This window comes from Paractinoplanes deccanensis, from assembly GCF_016862115.1.
In the GTDB taxonomy this organism is placed as follows: domain Bacteria; phylum Actinomycetota; class Actinomycetes; order Mycobacteriales; family Micromonosporaceae; genus Actinoplanes; species Actinoplanes deccanensis.
On sequence record NZ_BOMI01000026.1, the window covers coordinates 1 to 15,925 of the forward strand.

Below are 15,925 nucleotides of genomic sequence, written 5' to 3' on the forward strand. Positions count from 1 at the left end.
TGATTTGTCCTCGCGGGACTGCGCCTCCACGGCCGGATTTGTCCGGATGGCGCGGTGGGTGATGGTTGAGGGTCGGCTGTGCCGCTGCCGCGGAGTGATACGCGGCCGGCGGCTGCCACCGCGGTGGAGTGAGGTGCGGTTACTGGCGATCCGCCTGGCGGGGCCGGTGGCCGCCGGCGCCACGTTCGGCTCGATGAGCTGCCCGTCGGGCACTGGTCCACCGATCTATCGATGTGGATGTCGCGCCCTTCGATGTAACGTGCATCACATTCATGGTTACTCCACGGGGGAGGAAGTCGTGAGGAATCCGCATGGATTAGTGACCGTCCGTCGTTCGATCGTCGCGGCCGTGGTCGCCGTGCTGGCCGGCCCGGCGGGGGCCGCGCAGGCCGCGCCCGCGCAGGCCGCGCCCGCGCAGGCCCGGCCCGGGGACGAGCCGGCGCCGCTGCTCGCTTCGCCGGCCGGCGCCGAGGTGGTCAAGGACCGCTACATCGTGATGCTCAAGGGGGCCGCGCCCGCCTCCGCGCGCAGCGGCCTGGTGGGACGGGCCCGGGCGCGCGGCGCGACCGTCCGGCACCAGTACACAGCCGCGCTCAACGGGTTCTCCGCCACGCTCTCGGCCGACGCCCTGGCCGAGGTGCGGCGCGACCCGAACGTCGTGCACGTCGAGCCGGTTCTGGTCGGGCACGGCGCCGGCGAACAGCCGAATCCGCCGTCGTGGGGCCTGGACCGCATCGACCAGCCGGTGTCGGTCGACAAGTGGTACAAGTACACCGCGACCGGGCAGGGCGTGCGCGTCTACGTCATCGACTCGGGCATCAACCGCGCGCATCAGGAGTTCACCGGCCGGGTCGACACCGGATACGACTACGTCGACGACGACTACGACCCCGCCGACTGCAACGGCCACGGCACGCACGTCGCGGGGACCGCGGCCGGCGCCACCGCGGGGGTGGCGAAGGAGGCCCGCATCATTCCGCTGCGCGTCCTCAACTGTGCCGGTGAGGCGGCGACGGACGACTCCATCGCCGCGTTCGACTGGGTGACGTCGAATCACCCGGCCGGCACTCCGGGAGTCGTGAACTTCAGCATCGGCCACCGGAACGGCACCAGTGTCACGATGGAGGCCGCCATCACCCGGCTGATCAACAACCGTTCCGTGACCGTGGTGGTCGCGGCCGGCAACGACAACGGGAACGCGTGCGATCATTCGCCGGGCCGGCTCGGGCCGGTGCTCACGGTGGCCTCGGTCAGCGAGCCGAACAGGCGGGCGTCCGATTCGAACTGGGGTGCGTGCGTGGACCTCTTCGCGCCGGGCGAGGCGATCAAGTCCGCCGACTGGCGTTCCACCGTCGACCTCCGCTTGGCCAGCGGTACGTCCATGGCGGCTCCGCACGTCGCCGGCGCGGCCGCCCTGCACCTTCAGTCCAACCCGGGCGCCACGCCGGCCCAGGTGCACGCCGCGCTCGTCGACGTGGCCACGACCGGTGTCGTCGTCGACCCGAAGGGCTCGCCGAACCGGCTGCTCTACCTCGCGCGTCAGAACGTCGTGCCCCAGTCGTCGCTCGAGAACCTGTTCAACAACTACGGCAACAACGCCGGCTGCGCCGACTGGAGCGGCGCCGACGCCACGCAGTCGGTGCCGTTGCCGAGCGGCAAGCGCGCGTGGTTCTTCGCCGACACCTACCTGAACAACCCGGGTGAACGGGCCGGCTTCTTCCGCAGCAGCCTGCGCAACTCGGTCGTCGTCCAGAACGGCTCCAGCCTCCGGACGATCACCGGCGGCAACACGTGCCGCGAGCATGACCAGTCGTTGCCGTTCCTGGAGCGATACGCGCGCACCCCGTTCGCCGAGCCGGGCTCGAACGCGTTCTACTGGCCGGGCGACGCGATGATCGTCGGGTCGAACGTGGTGAAGTTCTTCTACCGCAACATTCCCCAGCCGTGGCTCTGGACCGACACCCACAGCGCGGTCGCGAGCATCCCGATCAGCGCGCTGGAGAGCGGCAGCGCCACGCTGAACATCCAGCCGACGACGATCCCGCCGCGATACACGTACGGCGAGCACCCGATCAACTGGGGGCTCGCGCTGGTCCCGTACGGCTCGGAGGTCCTGATCTATGGCGCGAGCATCGTCGACGCGCAGAACAACCGGAAGCTGTACCTCGCCAAGTCCACGCCGGCCGGGCTGACGAACCCGTCGAACTGGGCCTTCTACGCCGGTGGCGGGACCTGGTCGACGCTGGGCAACCAGGGCGCCGCCGTGCCGGTCGCCAACGACTTCTTCGTCGAGAACGGATTCAGCGTCGCGTACGTCAACGGCCGCTACTGGCTGGTGCAGCACGAGCCCAACCTCGACGGCGGCAACATCGTCGCGCACGCGGCCGACCTGCCCTGGGGCTTCACCGCACGGCGGACCATCCTCTACACGCCGCCGGAGGGCATCCGCAGCGCGGGCAACAGGTACAAGTTCTACTACGAGGCGCGGATCCACCCGGGCCTCGCCGCGCGGGGCCGGCTGATCGTGTCGTACAACGTCAACACCTCCGCGGTCAGCGTCGGCTGCCGCAGCCTCAGCGACCACGACGGGTCGGTCTACCGGCCGCGCTTCCTGGAGGTGCCGCTGGGCCGGCTGGACCCCACTTTCCCGGCCACGTCGGCGAGCCCGGCGCCGGTGGCGGAGCTCGCCGCGGACTACGGCTGGTACGACTCGTGGGCGCCCGCCCAGCGCGCCAACGGCGGCTGCCCGCCGCTCACCGATCCCACGACGCTCGACGCGACCGTCAAGCCGGACGGCACGGTGGACCTCGCCTGGAGCGACTACGGCCAGGACATGTGGTATTGGGTGGAGTCGCGTGACGTCACCGCCGGCGCGGCCTGGAGCAGGCCCGCGCTGTGGCGGACCGGCACGTCGATGACCGACATCCCGGTGATGGAGCCCGGCAAGCAGGGCCACACGTTCGAGTGGCGCGTCGTGCCGTTCGCCAACGGCTCACCCACGAATCAGGAGGCGCCGGCCTCCAACGTGGTGCAGCGCACCGTGACCGTGCAGGCGCCGGCCCAGGTCACCGGCGTCGTGGCGACCCGCGTCGAGCCGGGCCGGATCGAGGTGCGCTGGGACAGGGTGACCAGCCCCTCCGACAAGGTCTACTACTTCATCGACCACTGGAACATCTCGGCCGGCCAGACGGAGGACCAGGCCACCCGATTCGGCCCGATGAACGAGGGCACCCAGTCGGCCACCCTGTCGTTCACCGCGGGCGACATGATCGGCTTCCGGGTGCGGGCGCAGAACGTCGGCGGCTTCGGCCCGCCGTCGGAGCGGGCCGTGGCCACCGCCTGATCGGCGCCTCGCGCGGGCGGGCTACCGTCAGGGTGAAGAGATATACGGCCGTTGATGGGAGCTGCGGTGAACGCCTACGAGATCATCGCGCCGCCGACGGGCGCTCTGCCGGCCCGGGCGCGGGTCGAGACCACGGCGGGGGTGCTGTCGCTCGACGGGCTGTGGCGGTTCGCCTGGTCGCCGACGGCGGAGACCGGGCGCGATCCGGGCGATCCGGGGGAGCGGTGGGACGAGATCCCGGTGCCCGGCCACTGGCAGCTCTACGGGTACGGCTCACCGGCGTACACGAATGTGCGTTATCCCTTCCCCATCGACCCGCCGCACGTTCCGGAGGCCAACCCGACCGGGGAGTACCGCCGGATCGTGCGGCGGCCGGAGGACTGGGACGGCGGGCGGGTGCTCCTGCGGTTCGACGGTGTCGACTCGTGGTTCGAGGTCTGGGTCAACGGCGTGTCCGCGGGGCGCGCGTCGGGCAGCCGGCTCACCGTCGAGTTCGAGGTGACCGAGCTGCTCACCGGCGGGGACGACGTGCTCGCCGTGCGGGTGCACCAGTGGAGCTTCGGCAGCTATGTCGAGGACCAGGACCAGTGGTGGATGTCCGGCATCTTCCGCTCGGTGGCGCTCCTGCACCGCCCCGAGGGCTGCGTCGACGACGTCCGGGTCGTGGCCGGCTACGACCACACGACCGGGGCGGGCACGCTCACCGTCGAGGCGTCGAGCGCTTCACCCGTACGGTGGAAGGGCCCCGACCTGTCCACAATAGAGCCGTGGTCGGCGGAGAGCCCGCGTCTCTACCGCGTGGAGGTGAGCACGGACGCCGAGACCGTCTCGCTCGACGTCGGCTTCCGCACCGTACGCGTCGACGGGGATCGTCTCACCCTCAACGGCGCGCCGCTGGTGTTCCGCGGCGTCAACCGGCACGACTTCGACCCGCAGACCGGTCGCGCCGTCTCGCGGGAGCGGATGGAACGTGACGTCGCGCTGATGAAACAGCATCACATCAACGCCGTACGCACGAGCCACTACCCGCCGGACCCGTACTTCCTGCGGCTGTGCGACCGGCACGGGCTCTACGTGATCGACGAGTGCGACATCGAGACGCACGGCTTCGCGCTCGCCGGCTGGCGGGGCAACCCGTCCGACGACCCCGCCTGGGCCGAGGTCTACCTCGACCGGATGCGGCGCATGGTGGAGCGCGACAAGAACGCGCCGAGCGTCGTGATGTGGTCGCTCGGCAACGAGGCCGGCTGGGGGCGCAACCTGGCCGCCAACGCGCGCTGGACCGCCGAGCGCGACCCGACCCGGCCGCTTCACTACGAGCAGGACGCCGAGTGCGAGAGCGTCGGCGTCTACAGCCGCATGTACCCGAGCTACGACGAGCTGGCGGCGATCGGCCGGCACGAGGAGCCGGAGCTCGCCGACCCGGAACGCGACCGGTGCCGCCGCGCCCTGCCGATGATCATGTGCGAGTACGGGCACGCGATGGGCAACGGCCCGGGCGGGCTCGCCGACTACGAGGCCGTCATCGACGCGTACCCGCGGCTGGCCGGCGGCTTCGTCTGGGAGTGGATCGACCACGGGCTCGGCGACGAGGGCCTGTACGGCGGCGACTTCGGCGAGACCGTGCACGACGGGTCCTTCGTCATCGACGGGCTCGTGCTGCCGGACCGCACGCCGTCGCCGGGGCTCGCGGAGCTCGCGGCGGTCATCACCCCCGTACGCCTCGGCCTCGACGGGGTGGACCTTGTCGTCGAGAACCGGTGGAGCTTCACCACGACCGAGAAGGTGGTCTTCGCCTGGACCGCCGAGACGGACGACATGGTGGTCGACGAGGGCGTGCTCGACGTGCCGGTGATCGGGCCGCTGTCGTCGCAACGCGTTGCCCTGCCGGCGATCGAGGGCAGCACACTGACCGTCACGGCGACCCTCGACGGGAGCGTGCTGTCCTGCGTGCAACGGGTGGTGCCCCCGGCCCCGCCGGTGCTCGGCACGCTGCGCCCGGCGCGGCCACAGCGCCTGGGCCCGTTCCCGATCGCGTCGCTCACATTGGACAGTTGGCGGGCGCCGATCGAGAACGACCGCTTTCCCGGCCGGGGCAACACGGTCTCGCTGGAGAAGCGGTGGCGCGACGCGGGACTCGACCAGCTCATCGAGCGCACCGTCGAGCAGCGCGAGGACGGCACGTGGTGGCGCCGCCGCTGCCGCTACGCCCCGCCCGGCCTCGACAGTGGCTTCGAGGTCGAGTACCGCTGGGCCACCGACGGCGAGGCGCTGCGCTTCGAGGTGGACATCGACCGCCTCGGCGAGTGGCGGATCCCGTTGCCCCGCCTCGGCGTGGCACTCGCGCTGCGCACCCCGGCGCCCGGCTCGGTGTGGTTCGAATGGCTCGGCCTGGGCCCCGGCGAGAGCTATCCCGACTCCCGGTCCGCCGTCCGCTTCGGCCGCCACGGCATGACAGTCCAGGACGCCCAGACGCCGTACGTGGTCCCGCAGGAGAACGGCAACCGCGCCGGCGTCACCCGCCTCATCCTCTCCAACCCCGAAGGCGACCTGCGCATCGACGGCGACCACCCCTTCGAGGCAGCCGTACGCCCGTGGTCGACCGCCCAGCTCGAACGCGCCCGCCACGCCGCCGACCTGACCGAGGGCGACCTCCTCTGGCTCCACCTGGCCGCCGGCGTGACCGGCCTGGGCTCCGCGAGCTGCGGCCCCCCGGTCCGCCCGTCCGCGGAGTATCGGGCCGCGCAGGCGCGACTGGCCTTCACCATCACCGGCTGACCGGTTTCTCATAGCGCTCCCGGGCGCGTCTGTCCACGGGCGACTGCATGCCCGCACCCTGGGACAAGCGCGCCCGGACAGAACTTTTGGCTCGCGGGAGGAAAGTTCGGGCACGTTCGGCGAAAGCTATGGACGCTCGAGCGAAAGTGGCTCAGGATATTCACAATTTCGAATCGAGCCCGTAACCGGGGAGCGTCGATGAAACGTCTGCTCGTTGCTGCTCTGCTCGTCGGAACATTCGCCGCGGCGCCCGCGTACGCCGCTGACCCGCCAGCCCAGGAGCCGGGGGTGACGCTCAGGACGTACGACATCGGGCTGCCGATGAACCGGGTCTGTGAGCTCAAGCCCGGCCAGACCCCCAATGTGGACAAGCTGATGCCCACAGTGGACTGGTCGACGATCGAGCAGTTCGGGCTCGGCGACAACTTCGTCACGCACGCGATCGCCAACCTCACCGTGCCCACCGCCGGGGCGTACGCGTTCCGGCTCGTCAGCGACGACGGCTCGAAGCTGTTCATCGGCGACGACCTCGTCATCGACCACGACGGCCTGCACGACGTCGAGCCGCCCGGCGAGGGCACGATCGAACTCGCCGCCGGCATGCACCCGTTGCGCGTCGAGCACTTCGACCGTACGGGCGGGCAGCGGCTCACCCTGTCGTGGCGCCCGCCCGGCGCGAGCGACTTCGCCGTGGTGCCGGCCGGCGCGCTGAGCACCGACGCCGGCGTCGTGCGGGTGACCGCCCCGGGCCAGAAGGAGTGCGTCGCGGGCACCGACGCTCCCGGCGACGGGTTGCCGCTCACCGCCGTGCATCCCGGCTATGACCTCACCGACCTGCGCCCGCCGGGCTTCGAGCCTCAGGTCACCGGCATCGCCTGGCGGCCGGACGGCAAGATGGTGCTCTCCACCTGGGGCGGCTCCGACAAGGTGACCGGCGAGATCTACCTGGTCGAGAACGTGACCGGGGCGACCACGCCCCAAAAGGTGACGTACCGCAAGATCGCCGATGGCCTCAAGGAGCCGATGGGCATCGCCGTGGTCGACGGCCTGGTCTACGTGTCGCAGAAGCACGAGCTGACCGAGCTGCGGGACACCAACGGCGACCAGGTGCTCGACGCCCGCCGCACGGTCGCGGTGTGGCCGTTCGGCGGCAACTTCCACGAGTTCGCGTTCGGCCTGCTCTACAGGAACGGCAACTTCTACCTGAACCTGTCGGTCGCCATCGACCTCGGCGGCGCCACCACCGACCCGCAGCCGGTCGGCGGTCGCGGCACCACCGTCGTCGTCGACCGCAAGAGCGGCCAGGTCTCCACGATCGCGGGCGGTCTGCGCACGCCGAACGGCATCGGCTGGGGCCCGGACGGCAGCAGCCTCTACGTGACCGACAACCAGGGCGGCTGGCTCCCGTCGTCCAAGCTCGTCAAAATCGAGCAGGGCGCGTTCTACAACCACTACACCAACCCGGACGGGCCGTTCGACGCCGAGCCGGTGACGCGGCCGGTGCTGTGGCTGCCGCAGAACCAGATCGCCAACTCGCCGAGCACTCCGGTGGTGCTCAAGTCGGGGCCGTACAAGGGCCAGTTCCTCATCGGTGACGTCACCTACGGCGGACTTCAGCGGGCGTACGTCGAAAAGGTGAACGGCCAGGAGCAGGGCGCCGTCTTCCGCCACACGCAGGGCCTCGAGGCGGGCGTCAACCGGGTGTCGATCGGGCCGGACGGCGCGCTCTACGTCGGCGGTCTCGGCGCGGACGGCAACTGGGGCCAGGAGGGCAAGCTCCGCTACGGCCTCCAGAAGCTCACGCCGAACGGCACCACCGTGTTCGACATGAAGACCATGCGGGCCACCGGTACGGGGTTCGCGATCGAGTACACGAAGCCGCTGTCCGCCGAGACCGTCGCGAAACTGCCGGCGGCGTACCAGATCGAGCAATGGCGGTACGTGCCGACCGCGCAGTACGGCGGGCCGGAGGTCGACAAGGAGACGCTGAAGGTGACCGCCGCGAAGGTCTCCGGCGACCGGAAGACCGTCACGCTGACCGTCGAGGGCCTTCGCCGCGACCGTGTCGTGCACCTGCGCTCGCCTCGCCCGTTCGCCGCGAGCGACGGCGAGACACTGTGGAGCACCGAGGCGTGGTACACGCTGAACGAGATCCCGGGCAAGCACGCGCAGGAGGTCTTCTACGAGGCCGAGGAGGGATACCGGGAGGGCAGCGCCTCGCTCGCCACCGACCACGGCGGCTACTCCGGCGTCGGTTTCGTGGCCGGCTTCGGCTCGCTCAACGCGTCGACCACCACGCACGTCACGGTCGACAAGGCCGGCGACTATCTGGTCGGGCTGCGCTACTCCAACGGCCCCAACCCGTTCAGCGGCACCAAGACGGTCAGCGTGCACGTCAACGACCGCAAGGTGCGGCAGATCTCGCTGCCCTCGACGGTCACCTGGGAGGAATGGGCCACCGCGACCGAGACGCTGCGGCTCGGCAAGGGCGTCAACAAGATCCAGTACCGGGTGGACGCGCTCGACACCGGGCACGTCAACCTCGACCTCATCAGCGTGCGGGAGCCGGGCAAGCGGATCGTGCTCTTCGACGGCCACGGCCTGGACAACTGGCAGCACACCGACGGGCGGCGGCCGCAGTGGCCGGCGGTCACCGGCGGGGCGACCGAGGTCTGCTGCGGCGATCTGCGCACCAAGGAGGCCTTCGGCGACTACAAGCTGCACGTCGAGTTCAAGGTCCCGCTGCTGCCGCCCGAGGTGACCGGGCAGGACCGCGGCAACAGCGGTGTCTACCAGCAGGAGCGTTACGAGCTTCAGATCCTCGACTCGTACGGGGACACGACGCTCGCCAACAACGAGGCCGGCGCCATCTACCAGCTCAAGCCGCCGGACGTGAACGCGGCGACCGCGCCGGAGACCTGGCAGACGTACGACATCACGTTCCGCGCGGCGCGCTACGACGCGGCCGGCGCCAAGACCGCGAACGCGCGCATCAGCGTGGTGTGGAACGGCCGGACGATCCACCGGGACGTGGAGATCCCGGCCGGCACCGGAGGCAACATCCCGGAGGGCCCGGCGACGGGCGCGATCCGCTTGCAGGACCACGGGAACAAGGTGCAGTACCGCAACATCTGGATCGAGCGCCAGTGACCACCGGCGTCCCCGCGCGAGGTGCGTCTCGCGCGGGGCCGCCCGCTATCAGCGGACGTTCAGGTTCGTTGGCTACCGTGCCCGGCGAGGGGAGTACCTCGCCAAGAGCGTTGCGGTCATCACGGGCGTCCCGGTATGCCCCCGTGCGCACACCCGCCCGACGCGGGTGAGGGAGACCTCGGACGATGCATCGCGTCTCCGAGGAGGTTTCCCCGATGCTCCCATCCATCGCGTCCCCCCAACTGTGGGCGATCAGCATTGTGGTGCTGCTGGCCCTGCTGGCGGCCGATTTCGTCGTGACGCGGCGGCCCCACGACGTGCCGATGCGCGAGGCGGTCGGCTGGTCGGTCTTCTACATGGCGCTTCCCGCGGTCTTCGGGCTGGTGCTCTGGTGGGTGTACGGCAGCCGCCCGGCGATCGAGTTCTACACCGGCTTCGTGGTCGAGAAGTCCCTGTCGGTCGACAACCTGTTCGTCTTCATGCTGCTGCTCGGCGCGTTCGCGGTGCCACCCTCGCTGGCCCAGAGGGTTCTGCTGTACGGCATCGTGGGCGCCCTGGTGCTCCGCGGCGTCTTCATCGCGGCGGGCGCGGCCGTGCTCCAGGCCGGCACGTGGGCGTTCCTGCTCTTCGGCGCGGCCCTCCTGCTCACCGCGATCAAGGTGATGCGCGACGCGGTCCGGGGCGACGACCACGAGATCGACATCGACCAGATGCGCAGCGTACGCCTGATGCGCCGCTTCTTCCCGGTGACGAGGGACTACCGCGGCGCCAAGCTCGTCGTCCGCGAGGCCGGCCGCCGCGCCCTCACCCCGCTCGCCGTGGTGGTGGTCGCCGTCTTCATGACCGACATCGTCTTCGCCGTCGACTCGGTCCCCGCCGTCTACGGCGTCACCGAGGACCCGTACCTGGTCTTCGCCACCAACGCGTTCGCCCTGATGGGTTTGCGGGCCCTCTACTTCGTGCTGCGCAACGTCCTCGACAAGCTGCGCCACCTCAACTACGGCCTGGCCATCATCCTGGCCTTCATCGGCGTCAAGCTGGTCCTGCACTGGGCGCACGGCATCTGGAAGTCCGTGCCCGAGGTGCCCACGCTGGCCTCGCTGGGCTTCATCGCCCTCACCCTGATCACGGTCACCATGACCAGCGTGATCGCCAACCGCCGAGACGCGAAGGCCCTCACCGAGCCGGAGAAGGTGGAGGCCGGCCGAACCTAGGTGTGCCGGCCGCGGCGTCAAGCGGTCGGTAACCAAGCCTGATGGTCGGTGCTCCAGGTGCCGACGGCGGATCCCGCCAGGAGTGGGTTGAGGAACGGCCGGACGACGGCCAGTGCGTCGTCGAGTTCGCGCGCCGATAGGCCAACCGCGCGGCCGGCCTCCGCGCGATAGCCGGACGTCCAAAGTTTGCGGTCGGGTGGGTCGAAGAGAGGAGGCAACTCCAACTTCCGTCGCCGGCTCTCCTTGCTTAGTGCCCGCATCTGCGATTCGGCCGACACGGTGGCGCCCTCGACGATGGTGACGAGATCGATGAGGTCCTTGAACCTTGTCGACGGTCGGCCGCCGTGTCGCTCGAGTATCGCGCAGACCTTGTCCGCAACATGGTCGACCAGAGGATATGCGCGCCACGGTCTCCGCTCCTGCGCGACTGCGGACACCGAGGTCAAGGGGCGTACAGGTTCCGGCTCGGCACTCATCTGAATGCCGTCCGCCACGATGTCCACCTGGAACCCGGCCCATACTCTTGTGCCGATGAGCGACTGAATCTTCACTCGAGCCCCTTGGGCGCCGGCTGCCTTGATTCTGACCGACGTACCGACTTCGAACCGCATCCAATCGCCGATGTCGAGTCGCGCTGCTTCGCGCAGTTGAGCTTCGACGTCGTCGATTTTGCCTGCGCGATAGAGATCGATGTCGATCGTGTGGCGAGCCGAAAGGCGGCGCGCCAGAAGGGCAGTCGCGCCCTTCACCACCCATCCTTCGTCGGTTCTGTAGAGACGTTCGACCAATTGGTCGTAGGCGTATTGCCGCTGCAAGTCGGCCAACGACCAGGGTGCGTGCGCTCCTTCTGCTCGCAGCTTGTCGGTGACGGCCCGGCGTGCTGCGTCCGGCGTCGTATAGCGTGGTGGCATCACGGGATTCCGCCCGGATTTTCGGGGTCGTCAGAGTTGACTTCCACCGCTTCGAGGAGCCATCTGTCCCGGTCCGGGTCGCCGGAGAGTTCGAGCAGCCAGCCGAGAAAACCGATGCCGTCGCCGCGAAGCAGGCCGTATGTCGCGGCGAAGGGGGCGATCGCCGTGGCGACCGCGGCGGGCTCTTCGAAGCGGGACCGCAGGGCGTCGGTGATGACCTGAGCGACTGCTCCCAGGTCTTCCCGGCTTGCCACCAGGTCCGCCGCGATCCGGCTCGGCCGGGTGGTGGGCAGGCCCCGCACGGTGACGCAGTCGCTGCCCACGTCGCCTCGGTGCAACCGGATGTCCTTTCGGCGTGTCTGTTTCCTCGCCGGAAGGGTGAACTCGTGCTTGTCGGCGGGCAGGTGCCCGATCTCGTAGAGGGCGGCCGCTGACCGGTGCGACACGACTCCGGTGGCCGGCGTGCGTTCCCAGGCGGGGATGCTCGGGTCAAGTTGCAGCCATGCGGCGCGAAGCTCCAGGTGATCCGGTTCGCCACCGCCCCGCACTCGGTAGACACCATGCGCGACCCGTTCCAGGAAACCTTGGTCGACCCGGCGCGTCAGCGTCGTCCAGGCGACTCCGCTCCTGTCCGCCTGTTGTTTGGTGATCAGTCCCCACTGCTCGTCGGCGACGGCGAGCGCCGCTGACCATCTGCCTTCCACTACTTCAATATATAGCGCTAACGTAACAGAGTGAAGCTTCGCGGGCGACGTCCAAGGCGGTCCATGCCAGCGCCGTCGCGGCGTCGAGCAGGGCCTTCTCGGCGTCGGGGCCGATGCAGTGGGCGGCGAACTCCGGCTGGTGGTTGAGGGCGGGCAGCGAGCCGATGCCGACGTACGGGTGGATGGCCGGGACGAGCTGCGAGACGTTGCCCATGTCGGTGGAGGCGCGGTTCATCTCGCGGGCGGGGGAGTGCCTGTCGAAGACGCGGCCCAGGGCTTCGGCGTTGTGGCGGTAGGCGTCGAGCGCGGGCGTGTAGGTGCGGAACTCGGCGTACGGCTTGCTCTCGGGGGTTATCTCGAGGTCGCAGCCGGTGGCCAGGGCACCGGCCTGGAAGCAGCGCCAGACCTTTTCCTCGGTGGCGGCCAGTTCGGCGAGGGTTGACGCGCGGACGTACCAGCGGCCCTCGGTGGTGGCGGGAATGGCGTTCGGGGCCTCGCCGCCGTTCGTCATGATGCCGTGGACCCGCACGGAGTGGGGGAGTTGCTGGCGCAGCAGGCCGATGGCGACCTGCGCGACGGTGAACGCGTCGGCGGCGTTGAGGCCCTGCGTGGGATAGGCGGCGGCGTGGGCGGCCTTGCCCCGGAACGCGACATGCGAGTGGGAGACGGCGAACGGCTCGGCCTCCGCCACGTCGACGGGGGCCGGATGCGCCATCATCGCGAGGTCCAGGCCCGCGAAGGCGCCGCGCTCCAGCAGCTCGATCTTGCCGCCGCCGCCCTCCTCGGCGGGGGTGCCGTAGAGCTCGACGGTCAGCCCGTACTCGTCGGCGAGCGGGGCGAGCGCCAGGGCCGCGCCCGCGGAGATGGCGGCGATGAGGTTGTGGCCGCAGGCGTGTCCCAGGCCGGGCAGGGCGTCGTACTCGGCGCACAGGCCGAGCCGGAACGGCCCGGAACCGTACGTGGCCAGCAGTGCCGTGTCGAGCCCGAGGTAGCGCGGGGTGACCGTGAACCCCGCGCCGGCCAGGAGCTCGCCGACCCACGCGGCCGCGCGGTGCTCCTCCCACGCGGTCTCGGGGTGGGCGTGCAGACGTTCCGACAGGCCGATCAGGTCCGGCGCCAGGGCCGCGACGGTCGCGGCCGCCGCCTGCTTACTCATTTCCCGGTACGCCGTACGACGGCGCTGTGGACGGCCGCAGCGCGCGGGTCACGTAGTCCGCCCGCTGCGGTATCCACATGTGGACGAGGCTCGTGAGATCGGCGATCGGGGTGTCCGACCAGTCGACGCGCAGGTCGGTCTCGGGCCAGGGCACCTCGCGTACGACGATCAGGCCGGCCGAGTGCACCGGGCCGGCCTCGCCGCCCGCGTCCAGGCCGGCGGCCAGCGCGGCGAGCAGGCGCGTTTCGAGATCACCCGAGGAGCTCTCGTACGCTGTGATCATCGCGGCCGGCACGCCGGGGCCGGCGAGCATGTTGCCCGCCGCCACGGCGCCCTTGCCGCTCTCGGCGCCGGTCATCCCGAGCGCGGCGTCGCCGGTGAAGTGGGCGCTCAGCCCGTCCGGCGAAAGGACCGTGAGCTGCCGGAACCCGATGTCGCCCCGCCCGGCGGTGACCGACGCCAGGGCCGCGGTGGGCTCCTGGCCCCGGGCGAGCGCGTCGAGCAGCAGGGGGCCGAGCCGGGGGTCGGTGACGTTCTGCGAGCAGACGGCGCCGACGCCGGGGCGCAGGTGTGCGCAGCGCGCGGCGACCGCGGGGCTGGACGAGGAGATGGCGATGCCGAGGGCGCCGGTGCCGTCGGCGGCCGCGATGCTGAACGTCATGACGGGATGACCGCGATCGCGTCGACCTCGACCAGCCATTCCGGACGGGCCAGTCCGGAGACGACCAGCCCTGTGGAAATCGGATGCACACCCTTCGTCCACCGCCCGATCGTGCGGTACACGGCCTCGCGGTAGCGCGGATCCACAATGTAGATCGTCAGCTTGACAAGGTGCTCCATCGTCGCGCCGGCCTCGGTGAGGAGCATGTCGATGTTCGCCATCGCCTGCTCGGTCTGTGCCACGACGTCGCCGACGCCCACCGATGCGCTGGTGTCGAGGTCCTGGCCGATCTGCCCGCGCACATAGACGGTGTTGCCGGCGACGACCGCCTGGCACAGGTCGTTGTCGAGCTGCTGCTCCGGATAGGTGTCGCGCGTGTTGAACGGCCGGATCCGGGTGTGCCCGCCGACGACGATGGGTGGATTCACAGGGTGGCCTCCGGGTTGTCGGGCTGGGACGGGCTGAGTTGACGTGTTGACGGGCTGGGTTGATGGGCTGGGCGGGCTGGGTTGATGAGTTGACGGGCTTGGGTTGATGGGCTGGGACGGGTTGAGTTGACCAGTTGAGGCGCTGGGCTGCCGAGTTGACCGGCTGAGTTGATGGGCTGGGACGGGTTGAGTTGACGAGTTGACCGGCTGGGTTGACGTTGACCGGCTGGGTTGACGTTGACCGGCTGGGTTGACGTGTTGACGTGTTGACGTGTTGACGGGCTTGGGTGAGTTGACGGTCACCGGGGATGGCGGGACGGCGCGCGGCTCACCGGGCGGATGCTGCGTAAGCGAGGTAGCCGCGCTGGGTGACGATGTGGTCGGCGATGTGGCGGGCGTCGTGCCAGACGCCCCAGATGAAGCTGGAGCCGCGCCGGGACAGCCAGGGCAGGCCGAGGAAGTAGACGCCGGGCTCGGACGAGACGCCGCGACGGTGCTTGGGGCGGCCGTTCTCGTCGAAGGCGTCGACCTGCAACCAGCCGTAGTCGGCGGCGTACCCGGTCGCCCACACGATGGCGCTCACGCCGGCCAGGTCGAGCTCGTGGGTGGCGGGCGCCGGCGCGGGTCCGAGCACCCGGGCTCCCGGTTCCTCGGGCAGATCGAGGTCATGCCGTACGACGTAAGCGTCCGCCTCGTCGAGCAGCGCCAGGTAGCTCGCGTCCCCCTTGGCGATGTTCTCGCCGAGATCGTCGGCAAACCGTATCTTTCCGTTCTCGTACGACGTCGTCACGCCGACGAGGTTGATGCCGCCGGCCGCCAGCTCGCGGAAATCCACAGTGTGGCCGCCGCGCGCGCCGCTGACCGCGATGGTGACGTGCTCGGCGCCCTGCGGGGGTGTCTCGGCGTCCCACTTCTGGAGCACGCCGAGCCACCAGCAGAAGTCGCGCCCCCGGTAGCTGCGCGGCGGCCGGTCGTGCGGGCCGACCGACAGGTACACGGTCCGGCCGGAGCGCCGCAGCTCGTCGGCGATCTGCACGCCCGACGAGCCGGCGCCGACCACGAGCACCGGGCCGCCGGGCAGCTGCGCCGGGTTGCGGTACGAGTTCGAGTGGATCTGCACCGGCGCCGCGCCGTCCGGAACGATCGGCGGGATGACAGGCCGCTGGAAGGGCCCGGTCGCCGCGACCACGAAGCGGGCGTCGACGGTGCCCTCCGACGTCTCCACGAGGAAGCGGCCCTTGTTGCGGCGCACCGACGTCACCTCGACGCCGGTCCGGATCGGGGCGCCGATCTTCTCGGCGTACGCCACGAAGTAGTCGGCTACCTGCTCCTTGGCGGCGAACCCGTCCGGCGCGACGTCGGTGAACTCCAGCCCCGGGAAGCGGTCGTGCCAGGCCGGGCCGTTGGCCACCAGCGAGTCCCACCGCTCCGACCGCCAGCGCTCCGCGATCCGGTGCCGCTCCAGGACGAGATGCGGAACCCCCCGGTCGCCCAGGTGCTCACTGATCGCCACGCCGGCCTGGCCCGCCCCCACGACGAGGACTTCCACCTCTTGGCTCGACATCCACCCTCCCCCTTCA

General features: G+C 70.4%; 10 protein-coding genes. 4 read left to right on the forward strand and 6 right to left on the reverse strand.

Annotation, left to right across the window (positions count from 1 at the left end):
- The first annotated feature begins 298 nt into the window (after positions 1-298).
- The 4 genes from Ade02nite_RS08235 (at position 299) to Ade02nite_RS08250 (ending at position 10,485) form a co-directional block, all read left to right on the forward strand.
- The gene (locus Ade02nite_RS08235) at positions 299-3,343 is read left to right on the forward strand and encodes a DUF5005 domain-containing protein (protein WP_203760947.1); all 3,045 of its coding nucleotides are present in this window, start codon (positions 299-301) and stop codon (positions 3,341-3,343) included.
- Between the two features lie 66 nt (positions 3,344-3,409).
- Complete coding sequence (locus tag Ade02nite_RS08240) at positions 3,410-6,121, forward strand: glycoside hydrolase family 2 TIM barrel-domain containing protein (protein ID WP_203760948.1); 2,712 nt, start codon at positions 3,410-3,412, stop codon at positions 6,119-6,121.
- A 198-nt stretch (positions 6,122-6,319) separates the two neighbouring features.
- Positions 6,320-9,271: a 3-keto-alpha-glucoside-1,2-lyase-like domain-containing protein gene (locus tag Ade02nite_RS08245; protein WP_203760949.1), complete on the forward strand. Its 2,952-nt coding sequence runs from the start codon at positions 6,320-6,322 to the stop codon at positions 9,269-9,271.
- A gap of 215 nt (positions 9,272-9,486) precedes the next feature.
- Entirely contained in the window at positions 9,487-10,485 is a 999-nt protein-coding gene (locus tag Ade02nite_RS08250) for a TerC/Alx family metal homeostasis membrane protein (protein WP_239168624.1), read from the forward strand.
- A gap of 17 nt (positions 10,486-10,502) precedes the next feature.
- Here the strand turns inward: Ade02nite_RS08250 and Ade02nite_RS08255 are convergent, their stop codons facing one another.
- From Ade02nite_RS08255 to Ade02nite_RS08280, 6 genes are all read right to left on the reverse strand, one after another.
- On the reverse strand, positions 10,503-11,309 hold the full coding sequence (locus Ade02nite_RS08255) for a nucleotidyl transferase AbiEii/AbiGii toxin family protein (RefSeq protein WP_203760951.1): 807 nt from the start codon (positions 11,307-11,309) through the stop codon (positions 10,503-10,505).
- Positions 11,310-11,395: 86 nt separating this feature from the next.
- A complete protein-coding gene (locus tag Ade02nite_RS08260) occupies positions 11,396-12,100 on the reverse strand; it encodes a type IV toxin-antitoxin system AbiEi family antitoxin domain-containing protein (protein WP_203760952.1) in 705 nt (234 codons plus the stop codon).
- Between the two features lie 4 nt (positions 12,101-12,104).
- Positions 12,105-13,256: a M20 family metallopeptidase gene (locus Ade02nite_RS08265; protein WP_203760953.1), complete on the reverse strand. Its 1,152-nt coding sequence runs from the start codon at positions 13,254-13,256 to the stop codon at positions 12,105-12,107.
- Positions 13,249-13,917, reverse strand: coding sequence for a DUF1028 domain-containing protein (locus Ade02nite_RS08270; RefSeq protein ID WP_203760954.1), 669 nt, complete (start codon positions 13,915-13,917; stop codon positions 13,249-13,251). Before Ade02nite_RS08270 ends, Ade02nite_RS08265 begins: the two co-directional genes overlap by 8 nt.
- On the reverse strand, positions 13,914-14,345 hold the full coding sequence (locus Ade02nite_RS08275; protein WP_239168625.1) for a RidA family protein: 432 nt from the start codon (positions 14,343-14,345) through the stop codon (positions 13,914-13,916). The genes Ade02nite_RS08270 and Ade02nite_RS08275 overlap by 4 nt, the downstream gene beginning before the upstream one ends.
- Before the next feature lie 328 nt (positions 14,346-14,673).
- Positions 14,674-15,909 carry a flavin-containing monooxygenase gene (locus Ade02nite_RS08280; RefSeq protein WP_203760955.1) on the reverse strand — a complete coding sequence of 412 codons (1,236 nt, stop codon included), beginning with the start codon at positions 15,907-15,909 and terminating at the stop codon, positions 14,674-14,676.
- Positions 15,910-15,925 lie beyond the last annotated feature (16 nt).